The sequence below is a fragment of the Chryseobacterium sp. MYb264 genome, assembly GCF_035974275.1.
Classification (GTDB): Bacteria; Bacteroidota; Bacteroidia; order Flavobacteriales; family Weeksellaceae; genus Chryseobacterium.
In genome coordinates, this window is sequence record NZ_CP142422.1 from 2,542,597 (window position 1) to 2,562,988 (window position 20,392).

16 protein-coding genes and 1 tRNA gene are annotated in these 20,392 nt (G+C 36.4%); 13 read left to right on the forward strand and 4 right to left on the reverse strand.

Annotated features, from left to right (window positions below):
* The first annotated feature begins 265 nt into the window (after nt 1-265).
* From VUJ46_RS10900 to VUJ46_RS10910, 3 genes are all read left to right on the forward strand, one after another.
* Nucleotides 266-1,426, forward strand: coding sequence for an efflux RND transporter periplasmic adaptor subunit (locus tag VUJ46_RS10900; RefSeq protein WP_326985007.1), 1,161 nt, complete (start codon nt 266-268; stop codon nt 1,424-1,426).
* 133 nt (nt 1,427-1,559) lie between these two features.
* Nucleotides 1,560-4,742, forward strand: coding sequence for an efflux RND transporter permease subunit (locus VUJ46_RS10905; RefSeq protein WP_326985008.1), 3,183 nt, complete (start codon nt 1,560-1,562; stop codon nt 4,740-4,742).
* A 228-nt stretch (nt 4,743-4,970) separates the two neighbouring features.
* Nucleotides 4,971-6,383, forward strand: a complete 1,413-nt coding sequence (locus VUJ46_RS10910) for an efflux transporter outer membrane subunit (protein WP_326985009.1) — start codon at nt 4,971-4,973, stop codon at nt 6,381-6,383.
* A 244-nt stretch (nt 6,384-6,627) separates the two neighbouring features.
* Here the strand turns inward: VUJ46_RS10910 and miaA are convergent, their stop codons facing one another.
* The gene (miaA, locus tag VUJ46_RS10915) at nt 6,628-7,548 is read right to left on the reverse strand and encodes a tRNA (adenosine(37)-N6)-dimethylallyltransferase MiaA (RefSeq protein ID WP_326985010.1); all 921 of its coding nucleotides are present in this window, start codon (nt 7,546-7,548) and stop codon (nt 6,628-6,630) included.
* A 239-nt stretch (nt 7,549-7,787) separates the two neighbouring features.
* On the opposite strand from miaA, the gene VUJ46_RS10920 reads away from it, so the two are divergent.
* The 3 genes from VUJ46_RS10920 to nadA all read left to right on the forward strand — a co-directional run bounded on the left by VUJ46_RS10920 (nt 7,788) and on the right by nadA (nt 10,404).
* A complete protein-coding gene (locus VUJ46_RS10920; RefSeq protein WP_326985011.1) occupies nt 7,788-8,633 on the forward strand; it encodes a YicC family protein in 846 nt (281 codons plus the stop codon).
* Nucleotides 8,634-8,711: 78 nt separating this feature from the next.
* The gene (gmk, locus tag VUJ46_RS10925) at nt 8,712-9,275 is read left to right on the forward strand and encodes a guanylate kinase (RefSeq protein ID WP_326985012.1); all 564 of its coding nucleotides are present in this window, start codon (nt 8,712-8,714) and stop codon (nt 9,273-9,275) included.
* Between the two features lie 109 nt (nt 9,276-9,384).
* A complete protein-coding gene (nadA, locus tag VUJ46_RS10930; protein ID WP_326985013.1) occupies nt 9,385-10,404 on the forward strand; it encodes a quinolinate synthase NadA in 1,020 nt (339 codons plus the stop codon).
* Nucleotides 10,405-10,443: 39 nt separating this feature from the next.
* On the opposite strand, the gene VUJ46_RS10935 is transcribed toward nadA, so the two are convergent.
* The 3 genes from VUJ46_RS10935 to VUJ46_RS10945 are packed head-to-tail and all read right to left on the reverse strand — an operon-like array spanning nt 10,444 to nt 12,234.
* On the reverse strand, nt 10,444-10,614 hold the full coding sequence (locus tag VUJ46_RS10935) for a bacteriocin-like protein (RefSeq protein WP_326985014.1): 171 nt from the start codon (nt 10,612-10,614) through the stop codon (nt 10,444-10,446).
* 16 nt (nt 10,615-10,630) lie between these two features.
* Nucleotides 10,631-10,843, reverse strand: a complete 213-nt coding sequence (locus tag VUJ46_RS10940; protein ID WP_326985016.1) for a hypothetical protein — start codon at nt 10,841-10,843, stop codon at nt 10,631-10,633.
* A 50-nt stretch (nt 10,844-10,893) separates the two neighbouring features.
* A complete protein-coding gene (locus tag VUJ46_RS10945; protein ID WP_326981209.1) occupies nt 10,894-12,234 on the reverse strand; it encodes an IS5 family transposase in 1,341 nt (446 codons plus the stop codon).
* A 402-nt stretch (nt 12,235-12,636) separates the two neighbouring features.
* Here VUJ46_RS10945 and thrA point away from each other — a divergent pair, with 402 nt between their 5' ends.
* From thrA to VUJ46_RS10980, 7 genes are all read left to right on the forward strand, one after another.
* Entirely contained in the window at nt 12,637-15,087 is a 2,451-nt protein-coding gene (gene thrA / locus VUJ46_RS10950) for a bifunctional aspartate kinase/homoserine dehydrogenase I (RefSeq protein WP_326985017.1), read from the forward strand.
* A 10-nt stretch (nt 15,088-15,097) separates the two neighbouring features.
* Nucleotides 15,098-16,018: a homoserine kinase gene (locus tag VUJ46_RS10955; RefSeq protein WP_326985018.1), complete on the forward strand. Its 921-nt coding sequence runs from the start codon at nt 15,098-15,100 to the stop codon at nt 16,016-16,018.
* A gap of 10 nt (nt 16,019-16,028) precedes the next feature.
* Entirely contained in the window at nt 16,029-17,333 is a 1,305-nt protein-coding gene (thrC, locus tag VUJ46_RS10960) for a threonine synthase (protein ID WP_326985019.1), read from the forward strand.
* A gap of 7 nt (nt 17,334-17,340) precedes the next feature.
* Nucleotides 17,341-17,709, forward strand: coding sequence for a dihydroneopterin aldolase (gene folB, locus VUJ46_RS10965; RefSeq protein ID WP_326985020.1), 369 nt, complete (start codon nt 17,341-17,343; stop codon nt 17,707-17,709).
* 37 nt (nt 17,710-17,746) lie between these two features.
* Nucleotides 17,747-19,111 carry a DUF4403 family protein gene (locus tag VUJ46_RS10970; RefSeq protein WP_326985021.1) on the forward strand — a complete coding sequence of 455 codons (1,365 nt, stop codon included), beginning with the start codon at nt 17,747-17,749 and terminating at the stop codon, nt 19,109-19,111.
* Nucleotides 19,112-19,134: 23 nt separating this feature from the next.
* Complete coding sequence (locus VUJ46_RS10975; protein WP_326985022.1) at nt 19,135-19,644, forward strand: RDD family protein; 510 nt, start codon at nt 19,135-19,137, stop codon at nt 19,642-19,644.
* Nucleotides 19,645-19,703: 59 nt separating this feature from the next.
* A tRNA-Cys gene (locus tag VUJ46_RS10980) sits at nt 19,704-19,777 on the forward strand.
* The last annotated feature ends 615 nt before the right edge of the window (nt 19,778-20,392 follow it).

The following is a 20,392-nucleotide window of genomic DNA, read 5'->3' on the forward strand; positions in this document are numbered from 1 at the left end:
AGACTAATTTCATGGCATTACTTTATGTAATTTTCTTTCCTTACCATTAACACTGTTAGGAAAAATAACACACGTACACCTTGCTTTTATATACTTAAATCAACATTAAAAACAATTTCGATTATGGAAACATCTACCTGATCAAGATTAATAATTCTGTAATTTTTTTTAAACTTTAAATTAACACCGTTAGGAAAAATAACAGAATATTAATTAAAAACAATATTATTTAATCTAACACTTCATTAAAAAATTTAAACTAAAAATGAAAATACCTGGAAAAATAAGGTTCATCGTACTTATATCAAGTATTATCCTTTTACAAAACTGCACAAAGGCTGCTGAAGGATCTAATACGGCTCCTCCCGCTCCAGAGCTGCCTGTTTATACTATCATCACGTCTCCGGCAACCACTTATCAGGAATTCCCGACTGCTTTGGAAGGAAAAAATAATGTGGAAATCAGATCGCAGGTAGACGGTTATCTAGACAAAATCTATGTGGAAGAAGGCGCTTACGTAAGAGCCGGACAGCCTTTATTCAAAATAGATTCAAGAACTTACGGCGAGCAGATGAATATGGCAAGTGCCAATTTACAGGCTGCAAATGCCAATATTCAAAAAGCTAAAGTTGAGGTCGACAGATTAGAACCTCTTGTAGCTGCAAAAGTAGTTTCAGACGTACAGCTGAGAACAGCAAAAGCCAATTATGCAGCTGCAGTGGCAGCCGCTTCACAAGCAAAAGCATCAGTTGGAAGCGCTAAAATTAATGTTGGATTTACTACGATTACCGCTCCTGTAAGCGGATACATCGGAAGAATTCCTTATAAAAAAGGAAGTTTAATTTCAAGAACAGATGTAAATCCGTTGACTTTATTATCAGACATCAGCGAGATTTATGCCTATTTCTCTTTAAGCGAACTGGATTTTATTGCTTTTCAGAATAAATATCCAGGTGCTACTTTGAACGAGAAGCTAAAAAATATGCCAATGGTAGATTTGGTGATCGCTGACAACAGTATTTATCCTGAAAAAGGTAAAATGAGCATCGTAGACGGGCAGTTTGATAAAACCACAGGAGCCATCAGTGTTCGTGCTGTATTCCCAAATGCCAACGGGGCATTGAGAACAGGAAATACAGGACGCGTTCGTATGCCGCAATTAATGTCTAATGCAATGGTTATTCCACAAGAATCAACATTTGAAATTCAGGATAAAACATACGTTTATGTGGTTGGAAAAGACCAGAAAGTAGCCAGCAAACCGATAAAAATATCAGGAAAAACAGAAAGCTATTACTTTATTTCTGAAGGAGTTTCCGCGGGTGACAAAATCGTTTACACGGGATTGGGCAGCTTAAAGGATGGTGTTTCTATCAAGCCGAAAGCTATTTCTTCTGACAGCTTACTAAAGGCAAAACCGTTGTAAAACAGCTTTTGCTTCTGGCTTTTTGCTTTTTGCCTTCAATGCAAGATTTAAAAATTATTAATTCTGAAGCATTATTTTTTTTAGTCAATGGCCAAAAGCTAATCGCTATAAGCAACTTAAAATTAAACTTCTTATGTTAAAACAATTTATAGAAAGACCGGTACTTTCAACGGTCATCTCCATAATACTTTTATTATTGGGGGCACTGTCCCTCTTTAATTTGCCCATCGCCCTCTTTCCGGATATTGCGCCGCCAAGTGTTCAGGTGACGGCTTTCTATCCGGGAGCGAATGCGGAAGTGGTTGCCCGTTCGGTAGCCACCCCAATTGAGGAAGCTGTAAACGGAGTGGAAAACATGACGTACATGACTTCCAATTCAAGTAACGACGGAACCATGACGTTAAGCGTTTTCTTCAAACAGGGTGCCGATGCAGATAATGCAGCCGTGAACGTTCAGAACCGTGTATCCAAAGCGATGAGTCAGCTTCCTCAGGAAGTTGTTCAGGCGGGAATTTCGACACAGAAAGTTCAGAACAGTATGATTATGTTTATGGGATTATCAAGTGATGACCCAAAACAATATGATGAGCTTTTCCTTCAGAATTATTTGAAGATTAACGTCATTCCACAAATTCAGCGTATTCCGGGGGTTGCTCAGGCACAGGTTTTCGGAACGAGAGATTATTCCATGAGACTTTGGCTGAAACCGGACCGATTAGCAGCGAACGGACTTTCTCCACAGGAAGTTTTGAATGCCGTAAAAGATCATAACTTAGAAGCGGCTCCCGGTCGTTTGGGACAAGGAAGCAAGGAAACTTACGAATATATCTTAAAATATAAAGGTAAATTAAATAAAAACGAAGACTACGAAAATATTGCTATTAAAGCAAACAGCGACGGTTCTTTCCTAAGATTGAAAGACGTGGCAAGAGTAGAATTCGGTTCTTATACGTATACAGCCGCTAACAGAGTTGATGGAAAACCGGTTGCCGGATTTGCTATTCTTCAAACAGCAGGATCGAATGCTAACGAGATCTTAACAGAGATAGAAAAACAGGTTGATCAGATGAAAACAACCCTTCCAAAAGGAGTTGAACCGATCATCATGTATAATTCTAAAGATTTCCTGGATGCTTCAATCCATCAGGTAGTTGAAACGTTGGTGATTGCGTTTATCCTTGTATTTATTGTAGTATATATTTTCCTTCAGGATTTCAGATCTACATTAATTCCGGCGATTGCGGTACCTGTGGCTATTGTGGGAACGTTCTTTTTCCTTCAGCTGTTTGGATTCAGTATTAATATGTTGACATTGTTCGCATTGGTACTCGCCATCGGTATTGTGGTGGATGATGCCATTGTAGTGGTAGAAGCCGTTCACTCCAAAATGGAAAGAACAGGAATGCCTGTGGAACATGCAACGATGAGCTCCATGAGTGAAATTTCCGGTGCTATTATTTCCATTACATTGGTGATGTGTGCTGTATTTATTCCGGTTGGCTTTATGCAGGGTCCTGCGGGAGTTTTCTACAGACAGTTTGCCTTCACATTGGCAATTGCGATTATGATTTCTGCAGTGAATGCCTTAACATTAAGTCCGGCTTTATGTGCGATGTTCCTCAATGATCCTCAGGGAGAACACGGTGAACATGGTAAAAAAACAGGTTTTGGAGCAAGATTTTTCAATGCTTTCAATGCCAGTTTTGATAACATGACCAGAAAATACATCTACAGTCTTAAATTTTTAATTAAAAATAAATGGGTCGCGATCGGAGGTTTAGCTCTTCTGATTGCCGGAAGTGTTTTCTTAATCAACAAAGCACCTTCAGGATTTATCCCAACAGAAGATCAGGGATTCGTTTTATATGCGGTGAATACGCCTCCGGGAAGTTCATTAGACAGAACCAACAAAGCGACAGAGCAAATCGATAAGATCATTAACGGGGAAAAAGCTAAAAATCACCTTTGGGTGGCCGATGGAATGAACTTCATCAGTAACTCTAATGCTTCACCTTACGCTGCAGGTTTCATTAAACTGAAAGATTATGATCAACGTGGCGAGATGAAAGATCCCGACCAGATTGCAGCTTCATTAACCGGAAAAGTCGCGCAGGTAAAAGATGCCAACGCGTTCTTCTTCAACTTCCCCACGGTTCAGGGATTTGGTAACGTTTCCGGGTTTGAATTTATGCTTCAGGATAAAACCAACGGTACTTTTGAACAATTGGGAACAACCACTCAGGCCTTCATCGGAGAATTGATGAAACGTCCGGAAATTGCTTTTGCTTTTACCACCTACGCAGCTGGAAATCCGCAATATACCATTGATGTAGATTCAGATAAAGCCAATCAGCTAGGTGTTTCGATTACGGAATTGATGCAGACTATGCAGATTTATTACGGAAGTAGCTTCGTTTCAGATTTCAACAGATTCGGGAAATATTATAGAGTAATGGCTCAGGCGGATATTCCTTATCGTACGGATGCGAACTCTTTGGAAGGAATTTATGTTAAAAATAAATCAGGAGAAATGGTTCCTGTAAAAACATTGGTGACTTTAAAAAGAACGTTCGGACCTGAAACGGTAACAAGAAATAACCTGTTCAATGCAGTTACAATTAACGGAACACCAAAACCTGGTTACAGTACCGGAGACGCCATTAAAGCGGTTGAAGAAACTGCACAAAAATCGCTACCGAGAGGTTTTGGGTATGAATGGACAGGAATTACGCGTGAAGAAATCAAAACAAGCGGACAAACGACTTTCATCTTTGCATTAAGTATTCTTTTCGTTTATTTCTTATTGGCAGCCCAGTATGAAAGTTACATCCTTCCGTTTGCGGTTATTCTAACGATTCCAACAGGGATTTTCGGAGTATTTGCTTTCACAGGATTAGCAGGAATTGACAATAATATTTACGTTCAGGTCGGATTGATCATGCTCGTCGGATTATTGGCGAAAAATGCCATTCTTATTGTGGAATTTGCCGTTCAGCGAAGAAATGCAGGAAGAAGTTTACTGGAAGCAGCACTTCAGGCTTCAAGATTACGTTTAAGACCGATTTTGATGACCTCATTTGCTTTCATCGTCGGAATGTTGCCATTGGTTTGGTCACAGGGAGCGGCTGCAAAAGGAAACCATTCAATTGGAATCAGTACCGTTGGAGGAATGTTTACAGGAGTGGTATTCGGAGTATTCATTATTCCTGTAATGTTTGTAATCTTCCAGTACTTACACGAAAAAATGCCGAGCAGAAAAAAGAAAAGACTTCAAAGACAAAAATTGGAGGAAGATCTTTTAACTCCGGCTCACTAATATAATGATTGACAAAACTTTGAGAATATTTAACCACAAACAGCACAAATATTTTCACAAATAATACAATCATCTGTGAAAATCCGTGGGTCTGTGGGAAATAAAAAAATAGAGAAGAAACTATTCAAACTAATATCATAAAAAGCAAAGCATTTTCTCCTACTAAAGACTTCTTTGCAACATAACTTCTCAAAGTTTTTGTCATCAATTAAAAATAAATATCGACTTATGAAAAAAGTAATAAATATCATCTTCGCTTTTGGACTGGCTCTGGGTTCGGTCTCCTGCGTGTCGAAACTGGCATACAAGGAGCCTGAGCTTGAGCTTCCGGAAACGTTTCAATATACAGCAACGGCCGATACAGCAAGCGTTGCGAACTTACAATGGAAAGAATTTTTCAGCGACCCTATGTTGCAAAGTTTAATCGAAAAAGGAATTAAAAATAATTACGATTTACAGATCGCTTTAAAACAGGTAGCTTCTTCACAGGAAAAATTAAAGCAGGCAAAATATCTTCAATATCCTGATGTTGGTTTTGGCGTTTCTGCACAGATTTCAAAACCTTCAAAAAACAGCATGAACGGGCAAAGCTTAAACTTATTTTTAGGTCAGAGTCATGTTGAAGATTATAATGCAGCATTCAACCTATCTTGGGAAGCTGATATTTGGGGGAAAATAAAAAATCAGCAGGAAGTTTCTAAAATGCAGTATCTGCAAACTTATGAAGCGACAAAAGCGATTCAGACACAGGTTGTTGCAGCGATTGCCCAAGGATATTACAATTTATTGATGCTTGACAAACAATTACAGATTGCAAAATCGAATTTAGAATTAAGCACCAATACCCTTTCTTTGACAGAAAAATTGTGGAAAAGTGGTGATACAACGTCTTTGGGAGTTCAACAGGCAACTTCTCAAAAACAATCCACAGAATTGTTGATTACGCAATTGGAGCAAAATATCACGATTCAGGAAAATGCCTTGAGTATTTTAGTAGGTGAAAATCCAAACAAGATCACAAGAACGATTGAAATGTCTGATACTTCTTTACCACAAGATATTTCTGCGGGACTTCCGGCAGCGATGGTAAGCCGTCGTCCGGATGTCCGTCAACAGGAATTGGTATTATTGGAATCCAATTCAATGGTGGGAATTGCGCAGGCAAATATGTATCCTGCATTGAAAATTACAGCCAACGGAGGTGTCAATTCATTTAAAGTAGACAATTGGTTTTCAATTCCGGCATCATTGTTCGGTTCTGTTTTAGGTGGAATTACTCAACCTATTTTCCAGAAAAGACAATTGAAAACAGACTTAAATGTTGCTAAAATTCAGAGAGAGAAAAACGTATTGGCGTTCCGTCAATCTGTTTTGAATGCTGTCGGTGAAGTTTCTGATGCTTTGGTTTCCAACGAAAGTTTAAAAGTTCAGGAACAAAAAGCAACCGAGCAGGTGGCAACCTTAAAAGATGGAATTAAAAGTGCCGAAATGCTTTACAAAGGCGGAATGGCAAACTATTTAGAAGTAATTACCGCTCAGGGAAATTCTCTACAGGCAGAGCTTAATCTGGCGTCCGTAAAAAGACAGAGATTGAGCAGTATTGTAGACTTATACCGAGCGTTAGGTGGCGGTTGGAAGTAGTAAATTTAATTATATTGTTAATGGAATGCGGTCTTTCGGGATCGCATTTTTTTGTTTTTATTTTTGTTGGAAAAACGCAAAGGCACAAAGAATTATAATAACAGGCTGTTTTTAAGACGCAAGAAAATCAAAGATTTTCAGCAAAATTCAACATTATACAATTTTATCGAAGATAAAATCCTTGCGTCTTAAAGCATTACTAAATAAAAAAACTTTGTGCCTTTGCGATTTTCCAACAACTAAATTATTTCAAAGCCTGTTCATTAATATACCCAATCAACCCATCAAAATCCTCCTGCGAATATCCCAACGTCAAATAATGAATATCATCCGCTTTTCGATACCAGGTCAATTGACGTTTTGCATATCTTCGGCTGTTTTTCTTTATTTCAGAAACGGCAAAATCTAAATCCCATTCGCCATCAAAATATTTGAATAATTCTGAATAACCAACCGTTTTCAAAGCTGTTAAATCTTTAAATCCTTCCAGACTTTTTGCTTCTTCCAGCAAACCTTTCTCCATCATAATATCCACTCTCCTATTGATTCGGTCGTACAATTCTTCTCTCGGCGCTTCAATTCCGATTCGGATCGAATTAAAATCTCTGGAATCCTGTGAAACAGCAATTTGTTCAGAATATTTTTTATTAGTCTGCCAAATGACATCAATCGCTCGTAAAAGTCTTCTGTGATTATGAAAATCAACAACGTTGAAATATTCAGGATCGAGTTCTTTTAATATTTCCTGAAGTTTATCGATTCCTTCATTTTCGAGAATTTCATGTAATTTTTTCTGATTGTCTTCGTCGGCTTCTGGCAAATCATTCAATCCTTCAATCACTGCTTTTTCATACATCATGCTTCCGCCAACCAAAATGACGGTATCATGATCTTTAAAAAGTTCATTGAGTTTTTTTAAAGCATCTTCCTCATATTGCCCGATTGAATAATATTCCTGAACCGAAAGATTTCCGATAAAATGATGAGGTGCTTCCGTTAATTCCTCTGCAGAAGGTGCTGCCGTTCCGATTTCCATTCCTTTGAAAAACTGTCGCGAATCGCAGGAAATAATTTCCGTATTGAAATGTTTCGCCAAATCAATCGCCAATCTCGTTTTCCCAATTCCGGTCGGTCCTACTACGGAAATCAAATTTTTCTTTTTCACAGCACAAATCTACGAAAACACGCTCATTTTATTTTACCGCAAAAGAGACAAAAGAACATTTTGAAAACATTTAGTTTATCAAAAGTTCAAAAAAGCAGGATGAAAACTTTTTTACACTTTTGAATATCTTAAAATGCAATGAAAATCTTTTGTCTCTTTTGCTGTAAAAATTGATTATAGTTAATACATAGACTTAAATGTTTATCTTTGTACGACAATAAAAAACTATGATTTTATCAATGACAGGCTTTGGTAGAGCCGAAGACGTTTTTGAAGGAAAAAAAATTACTATCGATATTAAATCACTGAACAGCAAAAGCTTTGATTTAAATATTAAAATTCCTTTACGTTATAAAGAGAAAGAATTTGAAATCAGAAAAATTCTTAATGATAGACTCATCCGTGGAAAAGTAGACTGCTACATCAATATAGAGAATCTTGAGGAGACCAACGATGTGAAAATCAATAAAGGATTAATTGATTCTTACATGAAAGAGCTTCGAAACATCGCTGGAGATGGACCCGATTTTGAGTATCTGAAAATGGCGGTAAGACTTCCGGATGCGATTACTTCCAGACCTGATGAATTGGCAGAAGGCGAATGGGAATCGTTGGCGAAAATTGTTCACAATGCGGTTGACCGTTTCGAAGAATTCAGAAAAACGGAAGGAAAAATTCTTCACGAAGAACTGGCAAGAAACATCCAGAATATCGATAAAAATTTAGCGGAAGTGATTCCTTTTGAAGAAGAAAGAATTGCTGCAGTAAAAGAACGTTATCAAAAGTCTTTAAAAGAATTTGAAAATGTTGATGAAACGCGTTTTTATCAGGAAATGGCTTATTTCACAGAGAAATTAGATATTTCTGAAGAAAAAGTGAGATTGACACAACACTTAAAATATTATAAAGAAGTAATGGATAACGAAGATTTCAACGGGAAGAAACTTGGATTTATTTCTCAGGAAATCGGTCGTGAGATCAATACTTTAGGGTCAAAAGCCAATCATGCACAAATCCAGAAATTGGTAGTGATGATGAAAGACGATTTGGAAAAAATTAAAGAACAGACGTTAAACGTACTATAATTTAGTTGATGGATTTTGGTTGATAGTTGATGGATTTTTTTTACAACTATCAACTAACAACCATCAACCAACAACAATATGGATAAAGTTATCATATTTTCAGCACCGTCTGGAAGCGGAAAAACTACATTAGTAAAGCATTCTTTAGAGGTTTTTAATGAATTGAATTTTTCGATTTCATGTACAACGAGACAACCGAGAGGAAGTGAAATCCATGCTGTGGATTATCATTTTTTAAGTCCGGATGAATTCAGACAAAAAATTTCGGAAGATGCTTTTGTAGAATTTGAAGAGGTTTATACGGATAAATATTACGGTACTTTAAAGTCTGAAGTTGAAAAAATTTGGAATCAGGGGAAAGTAGTGATTTTTGATGTTGATGTAAAAGGCGGAATTTCCCTGAAAAAATATTTTGGTGAAAAAGCATTATCGATTTTTATAGAACCACCTTCCATTGAAGAGTTGGAACGAAGATTGATTTCAAGAAATACAGATGATGCAGACACCATCAAAACCCGTGTAGAAAAGGCAGAAGAAGAACTATCTTATGCTAATGAATTTGACAAAATCGTCATCAACACGGATTTGGACGAAGCAAAAAGAGAAATAGAAAGTTTAATAAAAAATTTTATTGGGAGTTAAGAGGATGAATGATGAGAGCTGGAAGTTTGATGTCTAATAAATGATGTCAAAATTCTAATTTCTTATTTCTGACTTCTAATTTCTAATGAACAAAAACATTGAGGTTGATATGAGTACCGAAACATTAGAAAGGGCTAAATCGGCTATTCCGGTTAGGGGATATTTGGATATAAAAGACCTTATTATTCCGGAAGGTGAAGAATTGGTGAAAGCCATTCTCAAGTTGAAAGAAGAAAAAAATGCGGTTATTTTAGCGCATTATTACCAGCCTGGAGAAATTCAGGATATTGCTGATTTCCTTGGAGATTCTCTTCAATTGGCGAGACAAGCAAAAGATACCAATGCTGATATGATCGTATTCTGCGGAGTGCATTTCATGGCTGAAGCAGCGAAAATTCTGAACCCAACTAAAAAAGTAGTTCTTCCCGACACCATGGCAGGATGCTCTTTAGCAGACGGTTGCTCAGGAGAAGGTTTAAGAAAAATGCGTGAACAGCATCCAAATGCTTTGATTGCAACGTACATCAACTGTAACGCTGAAACAAAAGCTGAAAGTGATATTATCGTAACAAGTTCAAATGCTGAAACTGTGATTGAAGCACTTCCAACTGACCGACCGATTATTTTCGCACCAGACAAAAACCTGGGAAGATATTTATCTCAGAAGACAGGTCGTGATATGATTCTTTGGGATGGAAGCTGCATCGTTCACGAAGCGTTTTCAATGGAAAGAATTGCTCAGCAGCTGGCTGATAATCCGGATGCTAAATTAATTGCTCACCCGGAAAGTGAAGAAGCCGTGTTGAAATTATCACACTTTATCGGCTCTACTTCCGCATTGTTGAATTATGTGGAACAGGACGATTGTCAAAGATTTATCATTGCTACGGAAGAAGGAATTCTGCATGAAATGAGAAAACGTGCTCCCCATAAGGAACTGATCCCGGCTTTGGTTTTTGATGAAAGCTGCAACTGTTCAGAATGTTTCTACATGAAACGAAATACAATGGAAAAGTTGTATTTATGTATGAAATATGAACTTCCCGAAATTCTTATTGAAGAAGAACTGAGATTAAGAGCATTAAAGCCAATCGAGGCGATGCTTGATCTTTCAAAAAGTATAAAATAAACTAAAGCACTGTTTTTACAGTGCTTTTTTCGTTTTAAGTTAAACCATAGGTGCATAACAGGTTCCTCCGGGATTTCGCCAGCATCCCCAAGCTCCACCTCCGCGAAAACATACATAAGCTTCACCACCGCAGGCATCTATCTGAACTTGCGTAAAGCCACCCTGGATTTTTGTTTTCTCTTCTCTTGAAAGTTTTTTTAAATTTTTCATAATATTTTTTGTTTGGTTAAAAATCAATAGTAATAGGAACAAAGCACTCCGTATTTACGAGAACACAGTTTCTGCAGAACTCCGAAAGTGCCCAATAGGCATCACAAGAAAACGAGTCGTGAGGACCAAAAGCTCCTGTTGGACAGCCATTACAATGTGAAATCGGAGGAACTGCTCCCCCACTCATTTGTTTTAAATGAGTTCTGCTTAATTTTCTGAGTTGTTTCATAGTAATCTGATTTAGTTCATCTTATAAATATAATACTATTTAGTCGCTCCTTAAAAAGCTGTTTTTTGACTTTGAAAATTATATTTGCCTAAAAAGATTCGGAGAACAAGTTCGAGCCAAAGAAGAATTTGTTGTTTGATTTGATTCAATCTCATCTTCAAATTGTATCCAATCCCTGCTAATAATGCATTATTAATATCTCCAGCCACTCCTTTCAGGAAGTTTAATCCTAAGGAGTGGTTTCTTTTTAAATGAGAGATACAAGGTTCTATGGCTGCTCTTGCCCGGAATCTTAATCTGGCTACTTGTTGCCCATATTTTGTTTTTTCTTTTTTTGCGGGAAGCAAAATTGCTGTTCCTTCCACTTCTTTGATTCCTTTAAATCCTCTGTCTGTAGTGGCTTTCGTAGGTCTTGTTCCGCCAACGGATTTTCTTACCCTCTCACTCTGTGCCAATGATTCTTCAAGAGTTTTACTATCGTGAGGATTGCCAGAAAATCTCTTTACCGAGCTGATGATCCCTGTTTTCCGACCTCTTACTACTGCTACTTTTGTCCCAAACTCGTATGCTTTTCCCGATTTTCCTTTCGCAATACACGCAACTTGTGGCTCGTGAAGACTGTAAATTTTATCTTTCGTGGTACGTTCTTGGGTGAGTGCTTTAAGGTAAATTTTAAAAACGTCTTCGTAGCCTTTCAAAACATCTTTAGGAAGTTTTCTTTCCAATTCCCGAAGAACTCTTTTACCAATCGTCCTGAGCTTTTTCCTCGCCATTTTTGCCTTCTTCTGTCTTCTGGGATGATGTCCAAAAAAAGCGTCCCGCAATAATTGTTTGCTCACTCTTCTGTAGCTTTGTCTTTGTACAACGCTCTCTTTTTCTGCTATTTTTCTACAATTGTCGATTACTTTTTTTGCTAATTTGGCATCGGTAGGAAAGGTAATGTTCTTCTCCTGAACCGTCGTATCTACCTGAACTTCATCTTCTGTTTTGGCTTTGGGATGGAGAGAAACGCTTTGTCCCAAAAGAAATTCCAAACCCTTATCTCCAATTCTTTTTCTGAAGTGTACAAAATTGCTCGGATCGAAAGGCTGCTCTGTCTGGAAAAAGGTTTCTCCGGTAAAATATTGCCAATACGCATTCTCAATCCATCTCTCTATTACACTTTCATCACTTTCTTTAAACATTTCCTTGAGCAAAAGCATTCCTGCTATTTTACGGATAGCAATAGAAGGTCTTCCGTTTTCTGAAAATAATTTCTCAAACTCTGACTCCATTTTATCCCAGGAAATCTCCCCAGCTAATTTTACCACCGGATGCTCCATATTAATAAGCTCCGTAAGCCTGGTCTTGAATAAATTCTGCTGTAAATCCTCTCTTATTTTGCCTAACATTTTGCCACTTTTTATATCCTAAAAATACAATTTATTGCAATTTTTTACAACGATTTTTTACGAAATATAAGTGCATAAAACTGATAATCAAAATATTACTTGGTTTTTAAGGAATGACTATTTAAATAAATCACATTAATATGATAAAAATATTTTACCTCAAAAAACTGTCTTGTCAAAATAATTTGTACATTTGTTCAGTAACAATGAATTTTCTAAGAAACATATTTAATATTTCAGCTCCGAATTTCTCTATTTCGGAAGGAATTTTTGTTTCTATTATTGCTACAACAACTACGATTACCCCATAACGGGGTCTATTTTCACATATCATTATACGTTTGCGTACTCTTTTTTCTAAAGAGTAAAAATTTCAATTTTTTATCACTAAAATTTTACATAATGAAAGTTTTAAAATTTGGCGGAACTTCGGTCGCCAACGCTCAAAATATTTTGCTTGTTGAAAATATCATCAAAAAAGAAGCCTCTGAAAATAAAATAATCGTCGTAGTTTCAGCACTTCACGGAGTTACAGATCAACTCATAAAAGCAGCAGAAAGTGCCTCTCAAAAAGATGAAAACTATACTCAGATCATTAAAAATTTAGAAGAACAACATTTAAATGTTGTTAAAGAATTAATCCCGGTTTTAGAACAAAGTTCTTGGCTGAGTTTTGTAAAAAAACATTTCAACGATATTGAAGACATCTGCAACGGAATTTTTGTTTTAGGAGAATTTACCAATAGAATAAAAGATAAAATCACATCTTATGGTGAATTTCTTTCATCTCGTATTATTGCAGCCAAACTAAAATTTGAAGGATTGGATGTTCATTGGATGAATTCTTCAGAACAGATTTTGACTAACAGCAATTTCACAAACGCGAAAGTAAATTTTGAACGTACTGAACAAAATTTCAGAAAATATATAAATGAAAATCAACATCAGATTATCATTGCTCCCGGATTTATTGCTCAGGATGAAAAAGGAAATTCAACAACTTTAGGGCGCGGAGGTTCTGATTTTACAGCTTCGATAATCGCTTCTGCCATTCACGCAGAGGAATTACAAATCTGGACCGATGTCAGCGGAATGATGACCGCCGATCCGAGGTTGGTTTCCCATGCAAAACCTATTGCTGAGATTTCTTATCAGGAAGCTATGGAACTCTCTCATTTTGGTGCTAAAGTTCTATATCCGCCAACTATTCAGCCTGTAATGGTTAAAAATATTAATCTAAAAATTAAAAATACTTTTGAGCCTGAAGCTTTCGGAACATTCATTTCTCAGAATCTGAATAAAGTTGATATTGAAAATAAACCTATTGCGGTAGGAATTTCAAATATGAGCAATATTGCTTTACTCACTTTAGAAGGAAGTGGCATGATCGGAATTCCGGGTATTTCTGCAAAATTATTTCAATGTTTAAGTCATGAAAAAATTAATGTCATTCTCATTACCCAAAGTTCATCAGAACACTCCATCACCATCGCCATCAATGAAAAAGATATTTTAAATGCAGAAAACGCCATCAACAGTTCTTTTGAAGATGATTTACAGTTAAAAAGAATTGAACCTGTAAAAATCGAAAAAAATCTTTCGATTGTCGCTTTAGTGGGCGAAAATATGAAAAGCAGAAGCGGTGTAAGTGCTAAAATGTTCGGTTGTCTGGGAAATAACGGAATTAATATCAGAGCCATTGCACAAGGTTCTTCAGAAAAAAATATCAGCATTGTTATTTCCGAAAAAGATACCAAAAAGGCTGTGAATGTTTTGCATGAAGAATTTTTTGAATCTGAAATTAAGCAGGTTCATCTTTATATCTGCGGAACCGGAAATGTGGGAATGAAATTAATTCAGCAAATTTACGATCAGAACGAATATCTTAAAGATAATCTTCTAATTAATTTAAGAATTGTCGGACTATCTAACAGTCGTAAAATGATTTTCTCAGAAAAAGGAATTTCACAAAATGAATACGTTGATCATATCAACAATAGCGAAAATGCTTCTGCAGAAAAATTTGCTCAGGAAATGATATCACGAAACTTAAGAAATTCAGTTTTTGTTGATGTCACTGCAAGTTCAGAAGTTCCGAAAGTATATGAAAAGCTGCTGAAAAAGAGCATCAATATCATTGCCTGCAACAAAATTGCAGCTTCTTCGGATTTTGAACATTATAAAAATTTAAAATCAACCGCCCGAAATCACAGTTGCAAATTTTTCTTTGAAACCAACGTTGGTGCCGGACTTCCCATTATCGGAACCATCAATGATCTGATAAGAAGTGGAGATAAAATCACCTCTATTCAGGCAGTTTTAAGCGGAACCTTAAATTTTGTTTTTAATAATTATGATGGCAGCCAAAGCTTTTCGGAAGTTGTTCTTCAGGCACAAAAAGAAGGTTACACAGAACCCGATCCGCGGTTGGATCTCGCGGGAACAGATGTTGCAAGAAAAATTTTAATTCTCGCGAGAGAGTCTGGATATTCTCTTGAATTTAATCAGATTGAAAATGAAAGTTTTCTCCCTGAAGAGTGTCTGCGAGGAAGTGTTGAAGATTTTTATCAATCATTAATTAAATATGAAAATCATTTTAAAAACTTACTGAGTGAAGCAAAAAATAATGGTAAAATTCTAAAATATGTTGCTGAATTTAAAGATGGAAAAGCCAAAGTTGGATTACAGCATATTGCTCCTGAGAGCGATCTCTATCATCTTTACGGGAAAGATAATATTGTGATTTTTAAAACCCTACGATATTCTGAACAGCCCTTGGTTGTAAAAGGAGCTGGTGCCGGTGCAGAAGTGACAGCAAGTGGAGTTTTCGCTGATATCGTTCGTTCAGTTTAAAATTTTAAGTATGAAAAAAGTTAAATTACAAGTTCCGGCTACCGTTGCCAATTTGGTGTGCGGATTTGATATTTTGGGAATGGCCATCCATGAACCTTATGATATAATGGAGTTCAGCATATTGGAAACTCCTGAAATCATCATTAGACATACCGATCAGTTTGGTCTTCCTGAAGAAGCTTCACAAAATGTAGCGGGCGTCGTTTTATTGAAAATTCAGGAACATTTACAATTGAAAAATGGATTTGAAGTGATTATTCATAAAAATATAAAGCCAGGAAGCGGACTCGGTTCCAGTGCGGCAAGTGCAGCCGGAGCTGCAGTGGGTGCCAATATTTTGCTTGGCAATATTTTATCAAAAGAAGAATTGGTTCACTTTGCGATGTTTGGCGAAGAGCTGGCTTCTGGAGTACAACATGCAGACAATATTTCACCCTGCATTTATGGCGGAATAACATTAGTTAAATCTTTAAATCCTATTGATATTATTCCGTTGAATTCACCAGATTTATTTGTCACTGCCGTTCACCCGCAGGTGGAAGTAAAAACTTCTGATGCAAGACAGATTTTAAAGAAAAACATTCTCTTGAAAGATGCCATTGAGCAATGGGGTAATATTGCCGGATTGGTTGCAGGTATCCAGAAAAATGATTTTGCCCTGATCGGGCGAAGTTTACATGATGTGATTGTTGAACCCGTACGAAGTATTTTAATTCCGAAATTCGATGAAATAAAAGAAAAAAGTTTAAAAATCGAAGCTCTGGGAGGCGGAATTTCCGGTTCCGGGCCTTCTATTTTTATGTTGAGTGAACAAGAGGAAACGGCACAGAAAATTGCAAAAATGATGAAATCTGTTTATGAAGAAATTGATATTGAAAGTTTCGTGTATGTTTCAAAAATAAATCCGTCAGGCATCAAAATCATAGAATAAAATTAAACCGATGAAATATTATAATATAAAAGATAAACAGGAAGTTGTTGATTTCAAAACAGCAACTATAAAAGGACAAGGAAAAGAAAAAGGCTTATTTTACCCTGAATATATTCCGTCATTTGACAAAGAATTTATTGAAAATTTAAACAATTTTTCAAACGAAGAAATTGCATTTCAATGTATGAAAGATTTTGTAGGAGATGAGATTCCTGATGAAATTTTAAAGGAAATCGTTTCAGAGACCATCAATTTTGATATTCCTTTGAAGAAAATCAATGAAAAAGTATATTCTTTAGAACTTTTTCACGGTCCTACTCTAGCATTTAAAGATGTTGGAGCCCGATTTATGAGCAGATGTCTTTCTTATTTTTTGAAAGATGAAAACAAAAAAGTGACCGTTTTAGTTGCCACTTCCGGTGATACAGGAGGTGCGGTTGCCAATGGTTTTTATAACACAGAAAATACAAATATTGTCATTCTTTATCCAAAAAATCGAGTGAGTAAAGTTCAGGAACAACAACTGACGGCTTTGGACGAAAATATTTCAGCGCTGGAAGTGAACGGAAATTTTGATGATTGTCAGCAACTCGTGAAGCAAGCTTTTGCAGATGATGAAATTAACTCTCAGTTGTTTTTGACTTCAGCCAATTCCATCAATGTTGCGAGATGGCTTCCTCAGCAAATCTATTATCTATTAGCATTAAAACAATGGCAAGAGTTAGAAAAAGAAAATCCGGTAATTTGTGTCCCGAGCGGAAATTTCGGGAATATCTGTGCGGGAATTTTAACATATTTCAGAGGTCTTCCCGCAGATCATTTCGTGGCTGCCTGTAATGAAAATGATAGCATTCCAAATTATTTAAACACGGAAAAACTAGAAATCAAAGAAACTGTTGCCACACTTTCCAACGCAATGGATGTAGGAAATCCGAGCAATTTTGTGAGAGTTTTAGAACTTTTTGGAAATCAGTTTGAGGAATTAAAAAGTAAAATTTTCGCGTATTCTATTAATGATGAGAAAACTTTACAGACGATTCAGAACGTATATAAGAAGTTTAATTATTTACTTGAACCTCATGGAGCCGTAGCTTATGCTGCGTTGGAAAAATATTTAACAGAAAATCCTGATAAAAAAGGGTTTATTCTGGAGACGGCACATCCCGTAAAATTTCCTGATGCCGTGGAAAAAGCGACAAATATTAAAATTGAGTTACCGGAATCATTAAAAGAATTAATGAAAAAAGATAAAAAAAGTACAGAAATAGGTCCCGATTTTGAAGAATTAAAACGATTTTTGCTTAATAAAAATTAAAGAAAATATGAGCAAGATTTATCTTGAAGACGTAAAAATATATGCTTATCACGGGGTTTTACCTGAAGAAAATATTATCGGAACTTATTACATTCTAAATGTAGAACTTCACACTGATTTGTGGAAAGCCGCGGAATCCGATGATTTGAATGACACCATCAGTTACGCAGACATCAACGATATTATTCATGATGAAATGAAAATCAACTCTAAATTGCTGGAACATGTTGCAGGAAGAATCATCTCTAAAATTCATGAAAAATTTTCACAAATTGATTATATCAAGTTAAAAATAACCAAAACCGCTCCACCAATGAAAGGTGAAATGAAGGGAGCAAGCATTGAATTAGAACAAAGCTTTAAACCTCAGAATTAAATTTTTTTATTAATTTCGTTTATTAAAACATAAAGACTTGAAATCCATCAAAATAGTATTTCTTTTCGCATTCGCCGGAGTTTTCGGACAGACGAGTGTGAGCACTCAGCCCAATCCTTATAATTTCCCGAAGATAAAATCCAGCATTACCATGCCGGTGACGATCCCGCTTTTGGAGATCAGCAACATGATCAACGCTTCGGTGGGCGACCTTATTTATCAGGACGATTCTTATACGGATAACAACAACGACCAGTTTAAAGTAAAGGTGTGGAAAACTCGTGCTATACGCCTGGTTGGAGGAACAAACAATAACTTACTGATAGAAGTTCCCTTAAAGATCTGGGCAGAAAAAGGTATTGGAACTCTGGGCGTTTACAGTTATCAGAATACCACTTTTGAAACCGTAATGTCTTTTAACACCACGCTTAATTTTCAAAATAACTGGACCATTTCCACCAATACAAAACCCAATGGTTTTAAATGGGTGAGCAAACCGGTGCTGGATTATGGAAGAATTAAAATTCCCATCACCTCGCTGGTAGAGAAAAACCTGATTGAACAGCAGCAAAAATTCGCCAAAACAATAGATCAGCAGATGACGACTCAACTGAATTTTCAGCAGTATGCGGTAATGGCCTGGAACGTATTTTCGCAGCCTTTTAATATTTCGGAGGAATACAATACGTGGTTGAAAGTTACGCCCGTGAAAGTCAACATAACTCCTTTAAAATTCTACGGAAACCAAATCAATACCAATTTGGGAATCGATGTCTATTCTGAAACTTTTACAGGGTCGAAACCTGCTGCTTCACCTACGATCAACTCAGCGGCTAATTTTAACTTTTTGCCGAATTTGGCTGATCAATTTTCACTTCAGACGACCGCTAATATTCCTTTTACCGAAGCCAGCAATATTGCAAGACAAACTTTTCTGAATAAAGAATTTGATATTCAGAATTCAAAAGTAAAAGTGACGGACATCCGTGTGTATGGCATTGATGATAAAATTATGATCGAAGCCCAGACAGAAGGTTATATTAAAGGAACTGCAATTATTTCCGGTATCCCCGTGTATGATGAGGTGAAAAGAAAGATCGTTCTGTCGAATACCAAATTCAAGCTGAAAACTATGAATATTTTACATAAAACGGCTTCTGTACTATTTCAGGGGAAAATTGTAAAGACGATAGAACAGGAATATGGAATTCCCACACAGGAATTAGAGGATAATGCTAAAAAAAGTATAGAGGAAGCTTTTAACAAGGAATATTATAAAGGATTAAAAATGAACGGTCGGGTATTTAATTTAAAACCGTCAAAAATTCTTCTAACCTCAACGGGAATCACTGCTGTGATTGATACCAACGCTTCTTTAAAATTACTATTAAACGGAATGTAAAAACTTAAAACTAATAACTAAACATGAGAAAATATTTACAGATCATAGACAGAAACCGTGGCACAAAGTGGCAACGTTTCGCCAATTATTTTATTGACCGACTTATTATTAACATCTTTTTCTTTGGATTTGGTGCGTTTGGAGTACTGATTGATCAGCTTCTAGGCACCTATTATTTCACTAACTTTTTATTAAAAATCTCTCAGATAGGAAGATTCGGTGATATTCTTTTAACCTCTTTTATTTATTTTATGTATGCTTTTCTGATGGAATATTTTACTAATGGAAGAACGATTGGAAAGTATATTACAGGAACAAAAGTGATCATGACCGACGGGGAGCGACCGACACTGAGCAATTATTTTATCAGAAATATTTCGAGAATTGTTCCTTTCGATGTCTTTTCTTTCCTTGGTGAGAACGGTTGGCACGACAGCTGGAGCGATACCCGAGTCATTAATATTAAAAATTATGAAGCTGAAAGACAGGCAAAAAGCGAAATCGACAGCCTGGGCACGAAAGAAATTGCATAAAAAAATTTGGTTGAATAAAGAATTTTACTATATTTGCACACCTAAAAAATGGTAAAAACGGTGCTTTGGCCGAGCGGCTAGGCAGTGGTCTGCAACACCATCTACAGCGGTTCGAATCCGCTAGGCACCTCCAACCTCTTTGTATTATGCTGTAAATAAGCTAATTACAAAGAGGTTTTTTATTTTGTGTTTACGGAAAGTTTGATTAGAGGAAAGGAGGATCAGTTTCAAAGGATCAGTTTCAAAACTTGGGGAGAAATTCTTTAGATATTTTTTTGCCACGAATTCCCTAATATTTTTATTTCCTACAGATTTTCACAGATGATATCGTTGATTTTCTTTGCTTAACCTTCCCGGTCTTTTATAAGTGAAATCGAAGATTATCTCCTTTCAGTCGATGAATGATATTTCGACGGAGTCAAACGGCCTGGGGAGCCTGTCAACGATTAGTAGTTGTCAAAAACCTTGGAGAACTTAGTGTTCAGATATTAAATTACTTCAACATAGCTATCATTTGCTGAGTAGAACACCATTGCGAACGGAAAATAATTCGCATTAAAACAATTAAACCCTAGCGATCTTAGCGTTAAAAATAATGATTAGCCACGAATGCGCGAATATTTTTATTTCCCGCAGGCCGCAGATAATGCTTCCTATGTTGGTTTTTCGCGAAGCCGCAAAGATATTTTTCAATGCTTTATGTTTTTAAGTCGCAAGGATTTTATCAGAGATAAAATTGAGGGGTGAA

Excerpts from the sequence above, each read along its gene's own strand:
- VUJ46_RS10900 (WP_326985007.1), top strand. The coding sequence starts at position 266 with ATGAAAATACCTGGAAAAATAAGGTTCATCGTACTTATATCAAGTATT.
- thrC (WP_326985019.1), top strand. The coding sequence starts at position 16,029 with ATGAAATATTATAATATAAAAGATAAACAGGAAGTTGTTGATTTCAAA.
- VUJ46_RS10955 (WP_326985018.1), top strand. The coding sequence starts at position 15,098 with ATGAAAAAAGTTAAATTACAAGTTCCGGCTACCGTTGCCAATTTGGTG.
- VUJ46_RS10910 (WP_326985009.1), top strand. The coding sequence starts at position 4,971 with ATGAAAAAAGTAATAAATATCATCTTCGCTTTTGGACTGGCTCTGGGT.
- VUJ46_RS10940 (WP_326985016.1), bottom strand. The coding sequence starts at position 10,843 with ATGAAACAACTCAGAAAATTAAGCAGAACTCATTTAAAACAAATGAGT.
- VUJ46_RS10920 (WP_326985011.1), top strand. The coding sequence starts at position 7,788 with ATGACAGGCTTTGGTAGAGCCGAAGACGTTTTTGAAGGAAAAAAAATT.
- VUJ46_RS10975 (WP_326985022.1), top strand. The coding sequence starts at position 19,135 with ATGAGAAAATATTTACAGATCATAGACAGAAACCGTGGCACAAAGTGG.
- thrA (WP_326985017.1), top strand. The coding sequence starts at position 12,637 with ATGAAAGTTTTAAAATTTGGCGGAACTTCGGTCGCCAACGCTCAAAAT.
- nadA (WP_326985013.1), top strand. The coding sequence starts at position 9,385 with ATGAGTACCGAAACATTAGAAAGGGCTAAATCGGCTATTCCGGTTAGG.
- VUJ46_RS10905 (WP_326985008.1), top strand. The coding sequence starts at position 1,560 with ATGTTAAAACAATTTATAGAAAGACCGGTACTTTCAACGGTCATCTCC.
- folB (WP_326985020.1), top strand. The coding sequence starts at position 17,341 with ATGAGCAAGATTTATCTTGAAGACGTAAAAATATATGCTTATCACGGG.
- VUJ46_RS10935 (WP_326985014.1), bottom strand. The coding sequence starts at position 10,614 with ATGAAAAATTTAAAAAAACTTTCAAGAGAAGAGAAAACAAAAATCCAG.
- VUJ46_RS10945 (WP_326981209.1), bottom strand. The coding sequence starts at position 12,234 with ATGTTAGGCAAAATAAGAGAGGATTTACAGCAGAATTTATTCAAGACC.
- gmk (WP_326985012.1), top strand. The coding sequence starts at position 8,712 with ATGGATAAAGTTATCATATTTTCAGCACCGTCTGGAAGCGGAAAAACT.